Origin of the sequence: Pseudomonas baltica (assembly GCF_014235765.1) — a bacterium.
GTDB lineage: Bacteria > Pseudomonadota > Gammaproteobacteria > Pseudomonadales > Pseudomonadaceae > Aquipseudomonas > Aquipseudomonas baltica.
The window spans coordinates 173,102-188,991 of record NZ_JACMYH010000001.1 but is presented as its reverse complement, the minus strand read 5'-3'; the positions used below and the strand labels follow the sequence as shown (position 1 = coordinate 188,991).

Annotated in this window: 15 protein-coding genes; 8 read left to right on the top strand and 7 right to left on the bottom strand. The window is 62.8% G+C overall.

Annotated features, from left to right (window positions below; translation table 11 throughout):
- The first annotated feature begins 9 nt into the window (after positions 1-9).
- Positions 10-732: a glycerophosphodiester phosphodiesterase family protein gene (locus tag H7993_RS01010; RefSeq protein WP_185793135.1), complete on the top strand. Its 723-nt coding sequence runs from the start codon at positions 10-12 to the stop codon at positions 730-732.
- A gap of 42 nt (positions 733-774) precedes the next feature.
- On the opposite strand, the gene sthA is transcribed toward H7993_RS01010, so the two are convergent.
- Both sthA and ptrR read right to left on the bottom strand, forming a co-directional pair.
- Positions 775-2,169 (bottom strand): Si-specific NAD(P)(+) transhydrogenase, encoded by a 1,395-nt coding sequence (gene sthA, locus H7993_RS01005; protein ID WP_049859964.1) that lies wholly within the window; start codon positions 2,167-2,169, stop codon positions 775-777.
- Between the two features lie 245 nt (positions 2,170-2,414).
- Complete coding sequence (ptrR, locus tag H7993_RS01000) at positions 2,415-3,302, bottom strand: putrescine utilization regulator PtrR (protein ID WP_185793134.1); 888 nt, start codon at positions 3,300-3,302, stop codon at positions 2,415-2,417.
- A gap of 100 nt (positions 3,303-3,402) precedes the next feature.
- On the opposite strand from ptrR, the gene H7993_RS00995 reads away from it, so the two are divergent.
- The 4 genes from H7993_RS00995 to H7993_RS00980 all read left to right on the top strand — a co-directional run bounded on the left by H7993_RS00995 (position 3,403) and on the right by H7993_RS00980 (position 7,176).
- On the top strand, positions 3,403-4,776 hold the full coding sequence (locus H7993_RS00995) for an aldehyde dehydrogenase family protein (protein ID WP_185793133.1): 1,374 nt from the start codon (positions 3,403-3,405) through the stop codon (positions 4,774-4,776).
- Positions 4,777-4,844: 68 nt separating this feature from the next.
- Positions 4,845-5,711: a pirin family protein gene (locus H7993_RS00990; RefSeq protein ID WP_185793132.1), complete on the top strand. Its 867-nt coding sequence runs from the start codon at positions 4,845-4,847 to the stop codon at positions 5,709-5,711.
- 111 nt (positions 5,712-5,822) lie between these two features.
- Positions 5,823-6,290: an Lrp/AsnC family transcriptional regulator gene (locus tag H7993_RS00985; protein ID WP_122477453.1), complete on the top strand. Its 468-nt coding sequence runs from the start codon at positions 5,823-5,825 to the stop codon at positions 6,288-6,290.
- A 367-nt stretch (positions 6,291-6,657) separates the two neighbouring features.
- Entirely contained in the window at positions 6,658-7,176 is a 519-nt protein-coding gene (locus tag H7993_RS00980; protein WP_185793131.1) for a sigma factor-like helix-turn-helix DNA-binding protein, read from the top strand.
- A 2-nt stretch (positions 7,177-7,178) separates the two neighbouring features.
- Here H7993_RS00980 and H7993_RS00975 read toward each other — a convergent pair whose 3' ends face one another.
- The gene (locus tag H7993_RS00975) at positions 7,179-9,545 is read right to left on the bottom strand and encodes a DNA polymerase II (protein ID WP_185793130.1); all 2,367 of its coding nucleotides are present in this window, start codon (positions 9,543-9,545) and stop codon (positions 7,179-7,181) included.
- A gap of 156 nt (positions 9,546-9,701) precedes the next feature.
- Here H7993_RS00975 and H7993_RS00970 point away from each other — a divergent pair, with 156 nt between their 5' ends.
- Together H7993_RS00970 and H7993_RS00965 are read left to right on the top strand one after the other, a co-directional pair.
- Entirely contained in the window at positions 9,702-11,603 is a 1,902-nt protein-coding gene (locus H7993_RS00970; protein WP_185793129.1) for a DNA topoisomerase III, read from the top strand.
- Between the two features lie 110 nt (positions 11,604-11,713).
- Entirely contained in the window at positions 11,714-12,004 is a 291-nt protein-coding gene (locus tag H7993_RS00965; protein ID WP_185794146.1) for a YkgJ family cysteine cluster protein, read from the top strand.
- A gap of 16 nt (positions 12,005-12,020) precedes the next feature.
- Here H7993_RS00965 and H7993_RS00960 read toward each other — a convergent pair whose 3' ends face one another.
- The 3 genes from H7993_RS00960 to H7993_RS00950 all read right to left on the bottom strand — a co-directional run bounded on the left by H7993_RS00960 (position 12,021) and on the right by H7993_RS00950 (position 13,894).
- On the bottom strand, positions 12,021-12,698 hold the full coding sequence (locus H7993_RS00960) for an anti-sigma factor (RefSeq protein ID WP_185793128.1): 678 nt from the start codon (positions 12,696-12,698) through the stop codon (positions 12,021-12,023).
- Positions 12,699-12,724: 26 nt separating this feature from the next.
- On the bottom strand, positions 12,725-13,261 hold the full coding sequence (locus H7993_RS00955) for a sigma-70 family RNA polymerase sigma factor (protein WP_185793127.1): 537 nt from the start codon (positions 13,259-13,261) through the stop codon (positions 12,725-12,727).
- 96 nt (positions 13,262-13,357) lie between these two features.
- On the bottom strand, positions 13,358-13,894 hold the full coding sequence (locus tag H7993_RS00950; RefSeq protein WP_185793126.1) for a DUF3455 domain-containing protein: 537 nt from the start codon (positions 13,892-13,894) through the stop codon (positions 13,358-13,360).
- A 188-nt stretch (positions 13,895-14,082) separates the two neighbouring features.
- Here H7993_RS00950 and H7993_RS00945 point away from each other — a divergent pair, with 188 nt between their 5' ends.
- Complete coding sequence (locus tag H7993_RS00945) at positions 14,083-15,000, top strand: ZIP family metal transporter (protein ID WP_185793125.1); 918 nt, start codon at positions 14,083-14,085, stop codon at positions 14,998-15,000.
- Here the strand turns inward: H7993_RS00945 and H7993_RS00940 are convergent.
- Positions 14,992-15,837 (bottom strand): NAD-dependent protein deacetylase, encoded by an 846-nt coding sequence (locus tag H7993_RS00940; RefSeq protein WP_185793124.1) that lies wholly within the window; start codon positions 15,835-15,837, stop codon positions 14,992-14,994. The genes H7993_RS00945 and H7993_RS00940 overlap by 9 nt on opposite strands.
- Positions 15,838-15,890: the final 53 nt, after the last annotated feature.

Sequence of the window (15,890 nt, the reverse complement as noted above, 5' to 3'; positions counted from 1 at the left end):
GGAGCGAACGTGACGCTTATCTATGGCCATCGCGGTGCCAAGGGCGAAGCCCCGGAAAACACCCTCGCAAGCTTCACGCAATGCCTGGAACACGGTGTGCGCCGATGCGAGCTGGACCTGCATCTGTCCAGGGACGGCGAGCTGATGGTCATCCATGACCCGACCCTCAAGCGCACCACTGGCCGTGGCGGCAAGGTCGTCGAGCACGACGCCCAGGCGCTGACCCGCTACGACGCGCGCAAGGGTGGGCCGGGATGGGTGTCGCCCTGCCCCATTCCACGCCTCGAGGAACTGTTCGAGCAATGCGCCTTCGAGCACTGGCAACTGGAAGTGAAGAGCGCATCGCGCACGCGCGCTGCCAGCACTGTGCTGGCAATCCGCGAACTGGCACAGCGCATGAATCTGCTGGACAAGATCACCATCACCTCCAGCTCACGGGAAGTGCTGCGCGCCGCTTTGGAGTTGACCCCGGACGTCGCCCGCGGTCTGGTGGCCGAATACGCCTGGCTGGACCCGATCAAGGTTGCCCAGGGCTACGGCTGCGAGATGCTCGCCTTGAACTGGACGCTGTGCACACCCGAGCGCCTGCTCAAGGCCCAGCGCCAGGGTCTGCATGTGTCGGTATGGACGGTCAACGAGCCTGCATTGATGCGCAGGCTCGCCGACTTCGGCGTGGACAGCCTGATTACAGACTTTCCCGGTTTGGCCAGCGCCACCCTCGAGAATCGCTGAAATCGGTTTCCCCGGCCGGCTCAGGCCACCGGCCGGAGCCGCTCAAAAAAGCCGGTTGAGGCCGTCGTAGGCTGCAACCCGATAGGCTTCGGCCATGGTCGGGTAGTTGAAGGTGGTGTTGACGAAGTACTTCAGGGTATTGAGTTCGCCGGGCTGGTTCATGATCGCCTGGCCGATGTGCACGATCTCCGAGGCCTGGTCACCGAAGCAATGCACGCCCAGCACCTGCAGGGTTTCGCGATGGAAGAGAATCTTCAGCATGCCCACCGGCTCGCCGGAAATCTGCGCGCGGGCCATGCCCTTGAAGAATGCCTTGCCCACCTCGTATGGCACCTTGGCCTGGGTCAGTTCGTGCTCGTTCTTGCCGATCGAACTAATCTCGGGAATGGTATAGATCCCGGTCGGCACGTCATTGACGAAGCGCCAGCTGCCGTTGTCGACCACACTGCCGGCTGCCGAGCGGCCCTGGTCGTGGGCAGCACTGGCCAGGCTCGGCCAGCCGATCACATCGCCTGCCCCATAGATCGTCGGCACCGAGGTGCGGTAGGCCTCGTCGACGCTGATCTGGCCGCGGCCATTGACTTTGATGCCAATGTTTTCCAGGCCCAGGCGATCGGTGTTGCCGGTACGGCCGTTGCACCAGAGCAAGGCATCGGCCTTTATCTTCTTGCCGGACTTGAGGTGCAGCACGACCCCGTTCTCTAGGCCTTCGACTTTCTCGTATTCCTCGTTGTGCCTGACCATCACGTTGTTGTTGCTGAAGTGATAGCTCAAGCCCTGGGAAATTTCCGCGTCGAGGAAGCTGAGCAACTGCTCGCGGTTGTCGATCAGCTCGACCAGCACGCCCAGGCCGCTGAAAATCGACGCGTACTCGCAACCGATGACGCCGGCGCCGTAGATGATCAGTTTGCGTGGGGTATGGGTGATGCTCAGCACGGTATCACTGTCGTAGATGCGCGAATGGCTGAAGTCGATGTCGGCGGGCCGGTAAGGCCGCGAACCGGTGGCAATGATGACGCTCTTGGCGATGAGTTTTTCTTGCGCACCATTGGCGCAGATCACTTCGACGGTTTGCTCGTCGGAGAAACTGCCGGTGCCGAAGAACACGTCGACGCGGTTGCGCGCGTAGTAGCTGGTGCGCGAGGCCACCTGTTTGGCGATCACCCGCTCGGCGCTCTTGAGCACGTCCGGGAACGAGAACCAGCGTGGCTCGCCAATGGCACGAAACATCGGGTTGGTGTTGAACTGGATGATCTGCTTGACCGAATGGCGCAGCGCCTTGGAAGGAATGGTACCCAGATGGGTGCAGTTGCCGCCGACCTGGCGCCGACTGTCGACCATGGCCACCTTGCGCCCGGCCTTGGCGGCGTTCATCGCCGCCCCTTCTCCGGCGGGGCCGGAACCCAGCACCACTACGTCGTAGTTGTAGACAGCCATGCGTACTCCTTCAAATCTGGCCGGGCGCCACGACGGCGCCAGCGGCTGGCGTGCCCTCATCAGGCATCGAAAAACTTGCGGTGCATTCTATAGCAAGCGCAGGCACCGCGAACATTTACCCTGGGTCGGCGCGTAGCCTATTTTCCGTGGCCGGCAACGTCAACGTTTGCCTGCGACATTTCGCCACCCTGGGCCGTCGAAAACCCCTGCGCGTTGCGCGACCAGACCTGTGGAATGAGAGGTACCTAGGCCCTGGCGACGGTAGAGGTCGCCAGGGCGCTGTCGTCGAGCAATTCGAGCATCGCCGCCAGGTTTGCCGAGCCCGCGCCTCGACGCCAGATCAGCCAGGTGTGCAGCCAGCGAAAATCTTCGGCCAGGGTCCAGACACTGACGTTGCTGCTGCCGGGCATGCTCTCCAGCATGCTGCGCGGCATCAAGGCCAGGCCGGCGCCGGCACTGACGCAGGCGAGCATGCCGTGATAGGACTCCATTTCGAAGATCTTGCCAGGCGCGGCGCCGTCGGCGACGAACCAGTTCTCGAAATGCCGCCGGTAGGAACAGTTGGCGCGAAAGGCATAAATGGTTTCGCCATTGACGTCCTGGGCTCGGGACACCGGCGCATGACTGCGCGCACTCACCAGAACCATTTCCTCGTCGTACACCACCCGGCCGTCGAGCAGTGGATGACGCAGCGGGCCGTCGACGAAAGCGGCGGCCAGGCGCCCGCCGAGCACGCTGTCGAGCATGTCGCCCGACGGCCCGGTGGAGAGGTCCAGCTCGACCTTGGGATAACGATGATGGTATGCCGCCAGCAACGGGGGAATGCGCACGGCCGCCGTGCTTTCCAGCGAGCCCAGTGCGAACGAGCCCTGCGGTTCGGTGCCGGAGACCGCTTGGCGCGCTTCCTCGACCAGATCGAGGATGCGGCACGTGTAGTCGAGAAAACTCCAGCCAGTGGGCGACAGGCGCAAGCGCAGCTTTTCGCGGATGAACAGATCGACCCCCAGCTCGCTCTCCAGTTGCTTGATCCGCGTCGTGAGGTTGGAAGGCACTCGATGCACCCGCTGAGCGGCGGCGGCAATGCTGCCCTCTTCGGCCACCGCGCGAAACAGCTCCAGTTGGGTGAGGTCCATAAATTCTCCAAACGAGATGGTTTCGATGATTATTATTCAGTTTTCATGATTTAACCATGCCCGTATCGTGGCTGACATATTCCTTCGACAGGTAAACGCCATGACGCATGCCATTTCCATGAATCCCGCCACCGGCGCCGAGCTGCAACGCTACCCGTTCGACAGCGAGGCGCAGCTCGAGCACACATTGGCCGACAATTTCGCTGCCTTCGAACAATGGCGCTACGTCGCGCTGGGTGAGCGCGCCGCAGTCATCGCGCGCATGGCAGACGTGCTACGCGAAATGAGTGAGCCGCTGGCGCAGATGATCACTCGGGAGATGGGCAAGCCCATCACCCAGGCGCGCGCCGAAGTCGAGAAATGCGCCGGACTGTGCCAGTGGTACGCCGAACACGGCCCGGCGATGCTCGCCGCCGAGGCCACCCAGGTGCCCGGCCAGAAAGCCCGCATCGAATACCGTCCGTTGGGGCCGGTGCTGGCAGTGATGCCGTGGAATTTCCCGCTTTGGCAAGTCTTGCGCGGCGCCATTCCGGTGATCCTGGCCGGCAATGGCTATTTGCTCAAGCACGCGCCGAACGTGATGGGCAGCGCCACACTGCTGCGGGAGGCGTTCGACCAGGCGGGCCTGCCCCAACGCCTGTTCGCTGTGCTCAACGTCGAGCCCGCTGGTGTATCGCGGGCCATTGCCGACCCGAGGGTGGCTGCCGTGACCGTGACCGGCAGCGTCGGTGCAGGCTCGGCAATTGCCGCACAAGCCGGCGCGGCGCTGAAGAAGTGCGTACTGGAACTGGGCGGCTGCGACCCGTTCATCGTTCTGGCCGATGCAGACCTGGACGAAGCGGTCAACGCTGCCCTGCTCGGCCGCTTCCAGAACACCGGCCAGGTCTGCGCCGCCGCCAAGCGCCTGATCGTCGAGTCGAGCATCCTGCCGGCCTTCACCGAACGCTTCGTGGCCGCAACGCGCGCCCTCAAGGTGGGCGACCCGCAGCTCGACGACACCTATATCGGCCCCATGGCTCGCTTCGATCTGCGCGACGAGCTGGATGGCCAGGTACAGGCTTCCATCGAGCAAGGCGCCCAGTTGCTGCTGGGCGGACAAAAGCTGGCCGGCGACGGCAATTATTACGCGCCCACCGTGCTTGCCAACGTGCAGCCGGGCATGACCGCCTTCGATCAGGAGCTGTTCGGCCCCGTGGCCTCCATCGTCGAGGCGCGCGATGCGCACCACGCGCTGGCACTGGCCAACGACAGTGATTTCGGACTGTCGGCAACGGTGTGGACCGGGGATGTGGAGATGATCGAATATTTCACCGAGCGCCTGGAAACCGGTGCGATCTTCATCAACGGCTACGGTGCCTCGGATGCCCGCGTGGGCTTCGGTGGCATCAAGAAAAGCGGCTACGGACGCGAGCTGTCGCACTTCGGTCTGCGCGAGTTCTGCAACGCGCAGACGGTCTGGCTTGATCGCCGCTGAGCTGTTCAGGCGGCGGGCTTGTGCGGCATAGTCATGCACCGCAGTGACTCTCCGCACCCCGAGGCCCCATGACCCGAACCGTCCTCCAGCAGTTTCCCGCGCAGCGCGACGACATCGGTGACCTGATCACCCGTCGCCCGCTGCCTGGCCCCGGCATCGAGCAGCTCGATCCGTTTCTTTTGCTCAATCACCACGGTCCGCAGACCTACCCTCCCAACAACCAGGGGCTGCCGTTCGGGCCGCATCCCCATCGTGGCTTCGAGACGGTCGCGTTCATCCTCAAGGGCGAGCTGTCGCACCTGGACAGCGGCGGCCATGAAAGCATCATCGGTGCCGGCGGCGTGCAGTGGATGACGGCGGGTTCCGGGCTGGTGCATGCCGAGCTGTCGCCGCAGTCGTTCAAGCGCGAAGGCGGCCCGCTGGAGATCCTCCAGCTGTGGGTCAACCTGCCAGGGCGTTTGAAAATGACACCCCCGGCCTATGTCGGCCTGCAAGGCGCGGACATCGCCACGATCACCGAGCCTCTGGCCGAGGTCCGCCTGATTTCCGGCGAGTATGTGTCCGATGGGCATGGCACCAGGCGCGGGCCTGTCGAGTCCCTCACCGGCCTGTGCCTGATGACCGTGCACCTGCAACCCGGCGCCCGCCTCTCGCTGCCGGCACCGCTGGGGGAAAACGTCTTTCTCTATGTGGTCGACGGCGAGGCCGAGATCGCCGGGACCCCGCTGCAATCCCATCACCTGATCAAACTCAGTGACACGCACGACACGGTAACGGTCGAAGCCACCGGCCCAGCCACGCTGCTCTATGGCCACGGCGCGCCACTGAGCGAACCAGTGGCCAGCTACGGTCCGTTCGTGATGAACACTCGCGAGGAAATCCAGCAGGCGTTTGCCGATTATCAGGCGGGCAAGTTCGGTCATATTGCAAGCTGAGTGCGCCGCGCTGCATTGAGCGAATCAGGGACGGTGACTGGAGCAGAACGTCGGAAACGAGCCATACTCTGCATGAAGTCGACCCGATAACCACAAGAACCGGACTCATTCATGCAAACCAGCCTCAGCCCGATCGATCGGCGCATCCTACGCCTGCTCCAGCACGACGCGGACCTCTCGGCGGCCCAGGTCGCCGAACGTGTGGAGCTGTCCCAGTCACCCTGCTGGCGACGCATCCACCGCATGCAGGAAGAAGGGCTGATCGAACGCAAGGTTGCCCTGCTCAACCCGAAAAAACTCGGCCTGAGCATGACCATTTTCGTCAGCATCAAGCTGTCGGGGCACGGCAGGCGGCACCTGACCGAATTCGAGGAAGCCATCATCGGCTACCCGCAGGTGCTCGAGTGCTACACGATGGCAGGCGGCATGGATTTCATGCTCAAGGTGGTGGCCAAGGACATTGCCAGCTACGAGCGGTTTTTACGCGACCATCTGCTGCAGAAGCCGCATGTGCAGGAAGCCTACTCGAATATCGCCATGAGCGAAGTCAAGCGCACCACCGAACTGCCGCTGGAGTGAGGGATGGGCGCACAAGAAAAACAGGAAACCACAGACAAATCATTCGACATGCAAATGATAACGATTATTATTGAGCTCAACCGGTCGAGAGATCGGTTGGATAATCCGAAGGGCCTTAGGTCGGACCTTCAGATTATCTCCTCATCAGGCTAATCACGGTTTTTGACCCGGCTTTTTGCCGGGTCTTTTTTTTTGGATCTTCAGGCTAATGAAGAGCGTTGCACGCCGTCGGTTTCGAACTTCACCGACTTGAAGGCGCTACTGCAAAGATGGCGCGCATGATATCAAAAGAACATCGGAAAACGGAAGTCCGAACTCGCTTTCTCTCTACAGATGACCAGGTTTCGCGCAAATGGAGGTGTCACCGATGACCCCGCTGCTCACGCCCTCGCATGATCTGTCAGACCTCATTCACGACCAGCCACACCCGGACCGTCTTCATCGACAATTGCTGGATCTGCCAAGGCGGACTCGACAAGTCCTGCTCTACAGCCGCCTCGACGAACTTCCCTACCTGGACATCGCCCAGCGCTTGCATACGACAGTCGGCGACGTCGAAGCCAGGATGCAGGCCGCGCTGCGTGCCTGCTGTACACCTCTCCTTGCTGGCCAGAACATGGCCATCCACTGGTACGTCAAGCTGCAAAGCCCATGGACCACCGCCAGCGAGCGCATCGACTTCCGCCGCTGGCTGGACAGCGACGGCGCTCATCTGTCCGCTTTCCATGCCACCGAGCTGCAATGGCGCCAGCTGCTCGCGCCAGCCACGCTGCTGGGCCACGACCGCTGGCACCACAAGGCACGCCAGGGGCTGGGGCTGCGGGGCTGGGTGACAGCAGGCCTGGCCATGGCGCTGGCGATGAAGCTCATCAGCCAGAGCCTCTGAGCCTACTGAAACAGACCGAGCTGGCCACCGATCAGCGTGTTGAAGTCGTCGTCGACGAACGGCAGGATCGCATCGGCAATAGGTTGCAGCTGCCGGGTCAGGTAATGGTCGTAGTCAATGGCTGAATCTCGTACTTCCAGAGGTTCGGGCCCCGCCACCGTCATGACGTAGCTGATCCAGCCGCCGCGCTGATACTGCAGGGGCCGCCCCGTAGAGCGGTTGTGTTCATCGGCGATGCGCGCCGCTCGAACGTGAGGCGGCACGTTACGCTGATAGTCGTGCAAGGGCCTGCGCAGTCGCTTGCGGTAGACCAGCAAGTCGTCCAGCTCACCTGCCAGGGTTCGTTTCACGTAATCGCGAACATACGACTGATAACCCTGATAGTGGAAAATTCTCGAGTACAGCGACTTCTGGAACTCACGGGCCAGCGGCGACCAATCGGTGCGAACGCTTTCCAGTCCTTTGTAGACCATCTCGTCCTGGCCGTCGGCGCGTCTGACCAATCCTGCATAGCGCTTCTTGCTGCCCTCTTCCGCACCCCGGATGGTCGGCATCAGGAACCGCCGAAAATGGGTTTCGAACTGCAGCTCCAAAGCGCTGTTCACTCCATATTCACGCTGAAGATGCTGCCCCCACCAAAGATTCACCTCGGCCACCAGCTCTTTGCCGACGCGGCTGGCCTCGGCTTCGTCGTGGGCGCTGTTGAGCCAGACGAACGTGGAGTCGGTGTCGCCGTAGATCACCTGGTAACCGCGTGCCTCGATCAGCTCGCGGGTACGGCGCATGATCTCGTGGCCGCGCAGGGTGATCGACGACGCCAGGCGTGTGTCGAAAAAGCGACAGCCACTGGACCCCAGAACACCGTAGAACGCGTTCATGATGATCTTCAGCGCCTGCGACAGCGGCGCGTTGCCCTGCGCCTTGGCCGTCTCGCGCCCCTTCCAGACGCTGGCGACAATGGCGGGCAGGCAATGCCGCGTACGTGAAAAGCGCGCGCCGCGAAAGCCTGGAACCGAGTGTTGATCGTCTGGGTTGGCCAGACCTTCCGCCAGCCCTACCGGGTCGATCAGGAACGTGCGAATGATCGACGGATACAGGCTCTTGTAGTCCAGCACCAGCACCGACTCGTACAGGCCGGGCCGCGATTCCATGACGAAACCGCCAGGGCTGGCCTCGGGTGGGCGTTGGCCGATATTGGGCGCTACGAACCCCTGGCGGTGCATCGCCGGCAGATACAGATGGGTGAAGGCGGCAATCGAGCCACCGCTGCGGTCCGCTGGCAAGCCGGTGACGCTGGCGCGTTCGAGCAGGAAGGTGAGCAGTTGCGTCTTGGCGAAGATCCGCGTGACCAGCACGCAATCCTTGATGTTGTAGCGCGCCAGGGCCGGTTTGTCCTCGGCGAACATGCGGTTTATTTCGTCCATGCGCTGGTACGGCGTGGAAATGTCCTTGCCCTCGCCCAACAGCGTCCGCGACACGTTTTCGAGACTGAACGAGGGAAAGGTCCAAGTCGCCGAACGCAGCGCTTCGACCCCGTCGATGATCAGCCGGCCCGGCGCGCCGGCGAAATAGTGGTCGCTGCCGCTGCCGTGTTCGCGCCAGGTCATCTCCGCGCCACCGCGGCCCAGCAACAAGGGTACGTTGAGGCGTCTGGCGTGTTCGTGCAGGACGCGCAAGTCGAACTGCACGACGTTCCAGCCGATGATCACGTCCGGGTCGTGTTCGGCGAACCAGGCATTCAGGCTTTGCAGCAGTTCCACCCGGCTCTGCCGGTAATGCAGGGCAAAATCCAGCGTGCGCGCATCGCCGTTGGGCGGTCCCAACATGAACACATCACGTTGGCCACAGCCTTCGATGCCGATGCAGTACAACTCACCCTGGGCGGTGGTTTCTATGTCCAGCGACGCCAGCCGTAGCTGTGGACGGTAGGCCGACGCCGGCTTGAGCCTGGCCTCGTGGTATTGGCCGTCGGCTTGCAGTTGTCCATCGAAGCCCACGGCCGCCGTAATGAAGCGCTCCATCAGGTAGCGCTCCGGTGGACGAATGTCAGCCTCGTACACTGCTATGCCGGCTTGCCTGAGCATGGTTTCCAGACGTTGCAACTGGCCGTACTGCCGGCAATACAGGCCCGACACCGGTTGCTGGTCGAAATCGCGCAGCGCCAGCGGTTTGAGCTCCACACCGACCTCGCCTTCGAGCAGACGCCGCGCGTGTTCCTGCTGCAGTGTGGGCAGGAAGGCGACCGAAGGCTGGAGCGGCAGGCGTACCAGCCGCGGCCCGGCATCGGTCGCCAGCCACAGTTCGACCTGGGTGCCTTCGGCAGTGTCGCGCCAATGTCGCGTCAGGATGAAACCCTGTTGTGGGGTCACGGCGGCGGGCCTTTAACAAGGAAAGTAGGCGCGGCGGCTGCAGGCCGAGCTCATATGAGGCAACATCATAAACTGTACATCCATACACATAAAGCTTGCCTGTCTTGATACGTCTGGCATGCTACGGCTCTGCACGGCTTCTTCATCAAGGTACCTATGCGGCTGTTTCTCTGCGAAAAACCTTCCCAGGCAAAAGACATCGCCAAGGTGCTGGGCGCCACGCGCCGCGGTGATGGCTGCTGGATCGGCAATGCCGTCACGGTGACCTGGTGCATCGGGCACCTGCTGGAAACCGCGCCGCCCGACGCCTACGACGCGCGCTACAAGCGCTGGGTGCTGGCCGATCTGCCGATCATCCCGCAGCAATGGAAAATGCAGGTGAAACGCAAGACGGCCAGCCAGTTCAAGGCGGTCAAGCGCTTGTTGAGTGAAGCCCAGGCTCTGGTGATCGCAACGGACGCGGACCGCGAAGGCGAAATGATCGCCCGCGAGCTCGTCGATCACTGTCGCTACCGCGGGCCGGTGCAGCGGCTGTGGCTGTCGGCCCTGGACGACGCCTCGATTCGCAAGGCGCTGGCGGCTCTCAAGCCGGGCGCCGAGACGTTCTCCCTGTATCACAGCGCCCTGGGGCGCTCGCGGGCCGACTGGTTGATCGGCATGAACATGAGCCGGCTGTTCACCCTGCTCGGCCGTCAGGCGGGGTACCAGGGCGTGTTGCCCGTGGGGCGGGTACAAACCCCGACCCTGCGCCTGGTGGTGGACCGCGACCGAAGCATCGCCGATTTCGTCCCCGCCGCCTATTGGGCCATCGATGTGCAACTGCTTGGCGAGGAGACCGAGTTCACTGCGCAGTGGATACCGCCAGCGGACAGTTGCGACGATCAAGGACGCTGCCTCAACCAGGCGCTGGCGCAGCAGGCCGCTGCAGCGCTCAGCCAGGCAAGCCACGCAACGCTGCGCAAACTGCGTACCGAGCGCGTCAAGGAGGCCGCCCCCCTGCCCTTCGACCTGGGCACCTTGCAGGAGGTCTGCTCGAAAAAGCTCGGGCTGGGGGCACAGGAAACCCTGGACGTGGCGCAGGCACTGTATGAAACCCACAAGGTCATCACCTATCCACGCAGCGACTGCGGCTACCTGCCGGTCAGCCAGCACGGTGATGCCGGGGCGATCATTGCAGCCCTGGGCCGCGCCGACCCAGGGCTGGCAGTGTTGCTCCCCCACCTCGATGCGCAGCGGCGCTCACGCGCCTGGAACGACGCCAAGGTCGGCGCCCACCACGGCATCATTCCAACTACCGTCGCCGCTACGTTCGACAAACTGCAGGGCAAGTACCGCGCGGTTTATACCCTGATCCGCGCCCGCTACCTGGCGCAGTTTCTGCCCAATCACGAATACGACCGCACCCAGGCCGACTTCGACTGCAGCGGTCAGGCGTTGCGCGCGGTCGGCAAGCAGGTGGTCGAACCCGGCTGGAAGCGCGCCATACCGCAGGCGCTCGGCGCTGCCAAGGGTCGCGAAGCGCCGGCTCCGCAGCCATTGCCGCGGCTGATCGAGGGCCAGCGCTGCGTGGTACGCGACGTGAAGCTCAAGGACCTGTGGACCCAACCCCCGAAACCCTTCACGGAAGGTGATTTAATCAAGGCGATGAAAAACGTCGCCAAGCTGGTCGAAGACCCGCGCCTGAAGCAGAAACTCAAGGACACCACCGGAATCGGCACCGAGGCCACCCGCGCCGGCATCATCCAGGGCCTGCTGGATCGCGGCTACCTGACCAAGCAGGGCAAGGCTCTGGCCGCAGCACCCGCCGCCTTCAGTTTGATCGACGCGGTACCTCGAGCCATCGCCGACCCAGGCACCACTGCCATCTGGGAGCAGGCGCTGGACATGGTGCAGAGCGGTGAGATGTCGCTGGAAACCTTCGTCGCCAAACAATCGGCCTGGATGAGCAAGTTGGTGGAGCGTTGCGCCGGGTTGCGCATGGTCATCAGCGGTCCTGCGCCAAAAGGCGCGACGCCGTGGAAAAACAAGCGCAAGCGCAAGTCTTCAAAGGCAGCCTGACCTGCAATCCGTCGCCTTAAGCCTGAAGGTGCACGGCTTGCTTTGTGAAACGGCGCAACTAACGGTACGCTGCGCCGATCATTTCCTGCCAGGCACTGCCCTTGATTGCGCTGCATGACATCGCTGTAACCAGCGACATCGACTCCTCCATCAGCTGTGACCGCTGCGCCGCCAAGTGCTGTCGCCTGGAAGTCATGCTGATCACCGACACCGGCGTACCGGAGCGCTTCATTGAAGTGGACGAATGGGGTTCGGAAACCATGTCGCGCCTGGACGATGGGTGGTGTGCCGCCTTGGACCGACGCTCCATGAGCTGCAGTATCTACCTGAATCGCCCGTTGATCTGTCGCGAGTTCGACATGGGCGGGCCGGACTGCCAAGAAGAGCGCATGCGCCCTTAAGCAGCCCGGTTCCGGGTCATATCACCTTGACCGCACGACCGATGAACTGGATGGGGCCGGTTGGCTTGCCGGTTGTCGAGCCTGACTTGGGCTCCAGGGTCAGCTCGAACAACTGGTTGTTCTCCAGCGGCGGAAGCTTGTCCAGGGCTACGTGTACGCTCTGCCCCGGTTCCACCAGACCCAGCGAGACAGGACCTTGCCAGCTATCGGCCTTGGTCCAGAACTGCAGGGCGCGGTCAGCCGGCACCGCCGTATCGTTCAACGGAATCAGCTGGACCTCCCTGGAGTCACTGGCCTGCACCACCCAACCTGGCGCCTTGTCCTGAGGCGCGATGAGCACGACGACATAGGCTGGACCCGGCACCGGCGCGCGAACGTTGAACAACAACGCGCCCAGCACCAGCGTTGCCGCCAGCCCGGCGCCCGCCAACCCGCGCCAGACACCCAGGCGATTCCACCAGATCGGGATGGGCTGCGCGCCTGCGCTGTCGAGGCTGTGCTGGATCCGTGGCCACAGCGTCGCCGGCGTCTGCACAGGCGTGACGCGCTCAGCCAGGGGCAACAGGCGCGCTTCCCATGCATCGACCGCCGCGCGCAGTTCCAGGTCAGTGGGCAATCGCCGTTCGACTTCTGCCCGCCGCTCTGCATCGAGCGTTCCCAGCACATACTCGCTGGCCAGTTCTTCAGTATTCATGGGCTCTACCGTCTCGCTTCGTTCGCTCATCCCATGCACTCACGCAGTGATGCCAGGCTGCGCTTGATCCACGCCTTGACCGTGCCCAGCGGCGTTTCCAGCCGCTGGGCGATCTCGGCATGGGTGTAGCCATCCAGATAAGCGTGGTACAGGCACTGGCGTCGCTGCGGCTCCAGTTGCTCCAGGCACCCGTCGATTCGCGCACTGCCCAGTGCCGCATCTGCGGCTTCGTCGGTGAACAACGACTGCAGATCGTCCTCGTTCAGCCCGCGCAACCGCGCGTTGCTGCGAATGTGGTTGAGCGCAAGGTGCCGGGTAATGGTGAACATCCACCCCCGCGCCGAACCTCGCTGCGCGTCGAAACTGGCGGCTTGCGTCCAGATCCGCAGGAACGCATCGTGGACGATATCTTCGGCCAACGCTCGATCGCCGACAATGCGCAGAGCGACGGCCAACAGGCGCCCGCCTTCGCGCTGATACAAGCCGTGCAGTGCCTGGCGATCGCCACGGGTACAGTTCTGCAGGGCAACTTCGTAATCGAATGGATTTTCCGGCAAGGACAAGAAAGACCGCCATGGCAAGTGGAAGAATGAAGCTCGCTCGGCAGTGTAGACCAAGCGCGCGGACTTGCCGTTCCGCGCGCTGTGTCTATACGACTTTTACTTGGCGGACCAGAAAATGTAGTCGGCCTGGTATTTGACGATTTCTTTCTGACCCTTCTGCGCGGTGGTACACGCGCTGGTCGGGGCAACGCCGCCCTTGAGTGCGGTGCGCTGGATGTAGGTCACGCCCTGCATGGCGCCCTTGCCTTCGACCGGATTGGCTTTGACCAACTGGTAAGGCAGATTGCCGTCACCGGCCGGTGCGACAGCAACCTGAGTGCCGGTCACCTTGGAGCCGTCTGCCGACTGCCAGGTGGCGGGCGGGCCGAAATAGGTGCCTACTTGCTTGCCGGAGCGATCATTGAGAACGGCCTTGGGACCAACGAACGTCCACTCTGTCTGGCCAGCGGCATTGGCCTTGTCACGGCATTCATAAGTGATTTCGCCCATGCCGACGGTTTCCATCGCGACCTTGTTGCCAGCCGGAACCTGAACCGGAGCAGGCAGATCCATCTGCGCGTGGGCAGTGGTGGCCAGGGCGAAGGTGGCGGCAAAGAGGACGTTGGCCAGGCAGAAACGGTGTGTGCTGTTCATGTCGTAAGCTCCATAAGAGTGATCGAACCGGCAGCGCCTTGTGTAGCTGCTGTAGGTACTACTCATCAGCGGGGCATTTGGATGCAGTTAAAAAAAGATTTTTCCTACAACGCCCATTCACATGCAGCGCAACCCCTGTCGCTTATTCGGGTCCATGCTTAAGCCCGCAGCAATTTCCAGAGAGCCCTATGCCTTCCAACACCGCCACCAACGACAGCTGGCCACAGCGTTTTCGCGACAAACCCTGGTTATGGACCCTCACCGGCCTGCTTCTGGCCGTCAGTGCGGTGGTGGTGGTATGGAGCATCGTCAATGCCCTGCTGCACGCCGACCGTCAACATGCCTGGTATGCACTGCTGGGCGGCACCGGTGGCTTTGCAGCGACTGCCCTGGGCGCATTGATCGCCCTGGCACTCAGGGAAATATCCTCCAAAGTACAGGATGTGATGCTCGGCTTCGCTGGCGGCATGATGCTGGCAGCGAGCACCTTCTCGCTGTTGCTGCCAGGCCTGGCAGCCGCCAATACCCACACTGACAGCTCTGCGGTCGCCGCCTTGGTGGTGATCCTCGGCCTGGGGCTTGGCGTGGGCTTGATGCTGGCACTGGACAAGGTCATTCCCCACGAACATGAAAACGCCGGCAGGCACGGCCCCAATTCCGAACGAATCCACCGGGTGTGGCTGTTCGTGTTGGCCATCACTCTGCACAATCTGCCTGAAGGCATGGCCATCGGTGTGAGCCTGTCCGACGGCAACCTTGCAGTAGGCATTCCGCTGACCAGCGCGATTCTGTTGCAGGACATTCCCGAAGGCCTGGCCGTGGCCATGTCGCTGCGGGCAACGGGGCTGAGCGCGGGCAAGGCTGCCTTGGTGGCGATGGGCTCTGGCCTGATGGAACCGCTGGGCGCGATGGTTGGCCTCGGACTGTCGAGCGGCTTCGCGCTGTCCTACCCGATCAGCATGGGACTGGCTGCAGGCGCCATGATTTTCGTGGTGTCTCACGAAGTGATTCCGGAGACCCACCGCAATGGTCACCAGACACCGGCAACGCTGGGCCTGATGCTGGGGTTCGCGGTAATGATGTTCATGGATACCGCGTTAGGTTGACGACTGGCTGCCCTGGACCAGCCTTTGCGCTATCTGGGGCAGAACCTGCTCGCACGGCTGCGTGACCTTGATGCTGAGCAGTCCATCGGCGCGAGTGCGGCCCATGTTGATCGCCAGCAGGCGTTTGCCTTGGCGAGACATCTCCTGACACAGGCGAAAGCTCGAATAGGCCATCAGTGATGTGCCTACGATCAGCATGCCAGGCGCCGCTTCCACTGCCTTCCACGCAGCCCGAGCCTGCTCCGGTTCGACGCCTCCGCCAAAGAACACCACGTCAGGCTTGAGCAGATCGCTGCCACAGCATGGACAATGGGGCATGTGGAATGCCTCGAGAAAGCGTGCTGCCAGTTGTGCATCACCATCAGGCGCGAGTACCGCATGCACGTCCTGCAGGTAAGGATTCTGCTCTTCGAGCAGCAACTGCACGTCATCGCGCCGCAGTCGCATGCCGCAATCCAGACAGACCACTCGATGCAGGTTGCCATGGAGTTCGACCACGTTGCGGCTGCCAGCCACATCGTGCAGCCCGTCGACATTCTGGGTGATCACCCCGCTGATCAGGCCCTGCCCCTGCAGTGCTGCCAGCGCCTGGTGGGCCGCGTTGGGCGTGGCCTGGTGCACACCCCGCCAGCCCACCATCGCCCGTGCCCAGTAGCGCTTGCGCGTGGCGGGGCTGGCGATGAAGTCCTGATGCATGATCGGTGCGCTGCCCCGCCTGACCCCGTCGCTGTCGCGATAATCGGGAATGCCGGACGCGGTACTGATACCTGCCCCGGTCAGTACCAGATAAGGCGCCTGCGCCATCTGCTGGTAAAGGTCATCGGCGAGTTCGACCATGGCTGCAATTACCTCGAGTTAGCGGGAGGCCACACGGCCGAGCAAAAGCGCAG

Coding starts and splice junctions, on each gene's coding strand:
- H7993_RS00970 (WP_185793129.1), top strand. CDS start 9,702: ATGCGGCTGTTTCTCTGCGAAAAACCTTCCCAGGCAAAAGACATCGCC.
- H7993_RS00985 (WP_122477453.1), top strand. CDS start 5,823: ATGCAAACCAGCCTCAGCCCGATCGATCGGCGCATCCTACGCCTGCTC.
- H7993_RS00945 (WP_185793125.1), top strand. CDS start 14,083: ATGCCTTCCAACACCGCCACCAACGACAGCTGGCCACAGCGTTTTCGC.
- H7993_RS00950 (WP_185793126.1), bottom strand. CDS start 13,894: ATGAACAGCACACACCGTTTCTGCCTGGCCAACGTCCTCTTTGCCGCC.
- H7993_RS00960 (WP_185793128.1), bottom strand. CDS start 12,698: ATGAATACTGAAGAACTGGCCAGCGAGTATGTGCTGGGAACGCTCGAT.
- H7993_RS00995 (WP_185793133.1), top strand. CDS start 3,403: ATGACGCATGCCATTTCCATGAATCCCGCCACCGGCGCCGAGCTGCAA.
- ptrR (WP_185793134.1), bottom strand. CDS start 3,302: ATGGACCTCACCCAACTGGAGCTGTTTCGCGCGGTGGCCGAAGAGGGC.
- H7993_RS00940 (WP_185793124.1), bottom strand. CDS start 15,837: ATGGTCGAACTCGCCGATGACCTTTACCAGCAGATGGCGCAGGCGCCT.
- H7993_RS00990 (WP_185793132.1), top strand. CDS start 4,845: ATGACCCGAACCGTCCTCCAGCAGTTTCCCGCGCAGCGCGACGACATC.
- sthA (WP_049859964.1), bottom strand. CDS start 2,169: ATGGCTGTCTACAACTACGACGTAGTGGTGCTGGGTTCCGGCCCCGCC.
- H7993_RS00980 (WP_185793131.1), top strand. CDS start 6,658: ATGACCCCGCTGCTCACGCCCTCGCATGATCTGTCAGACCTCATTCAC.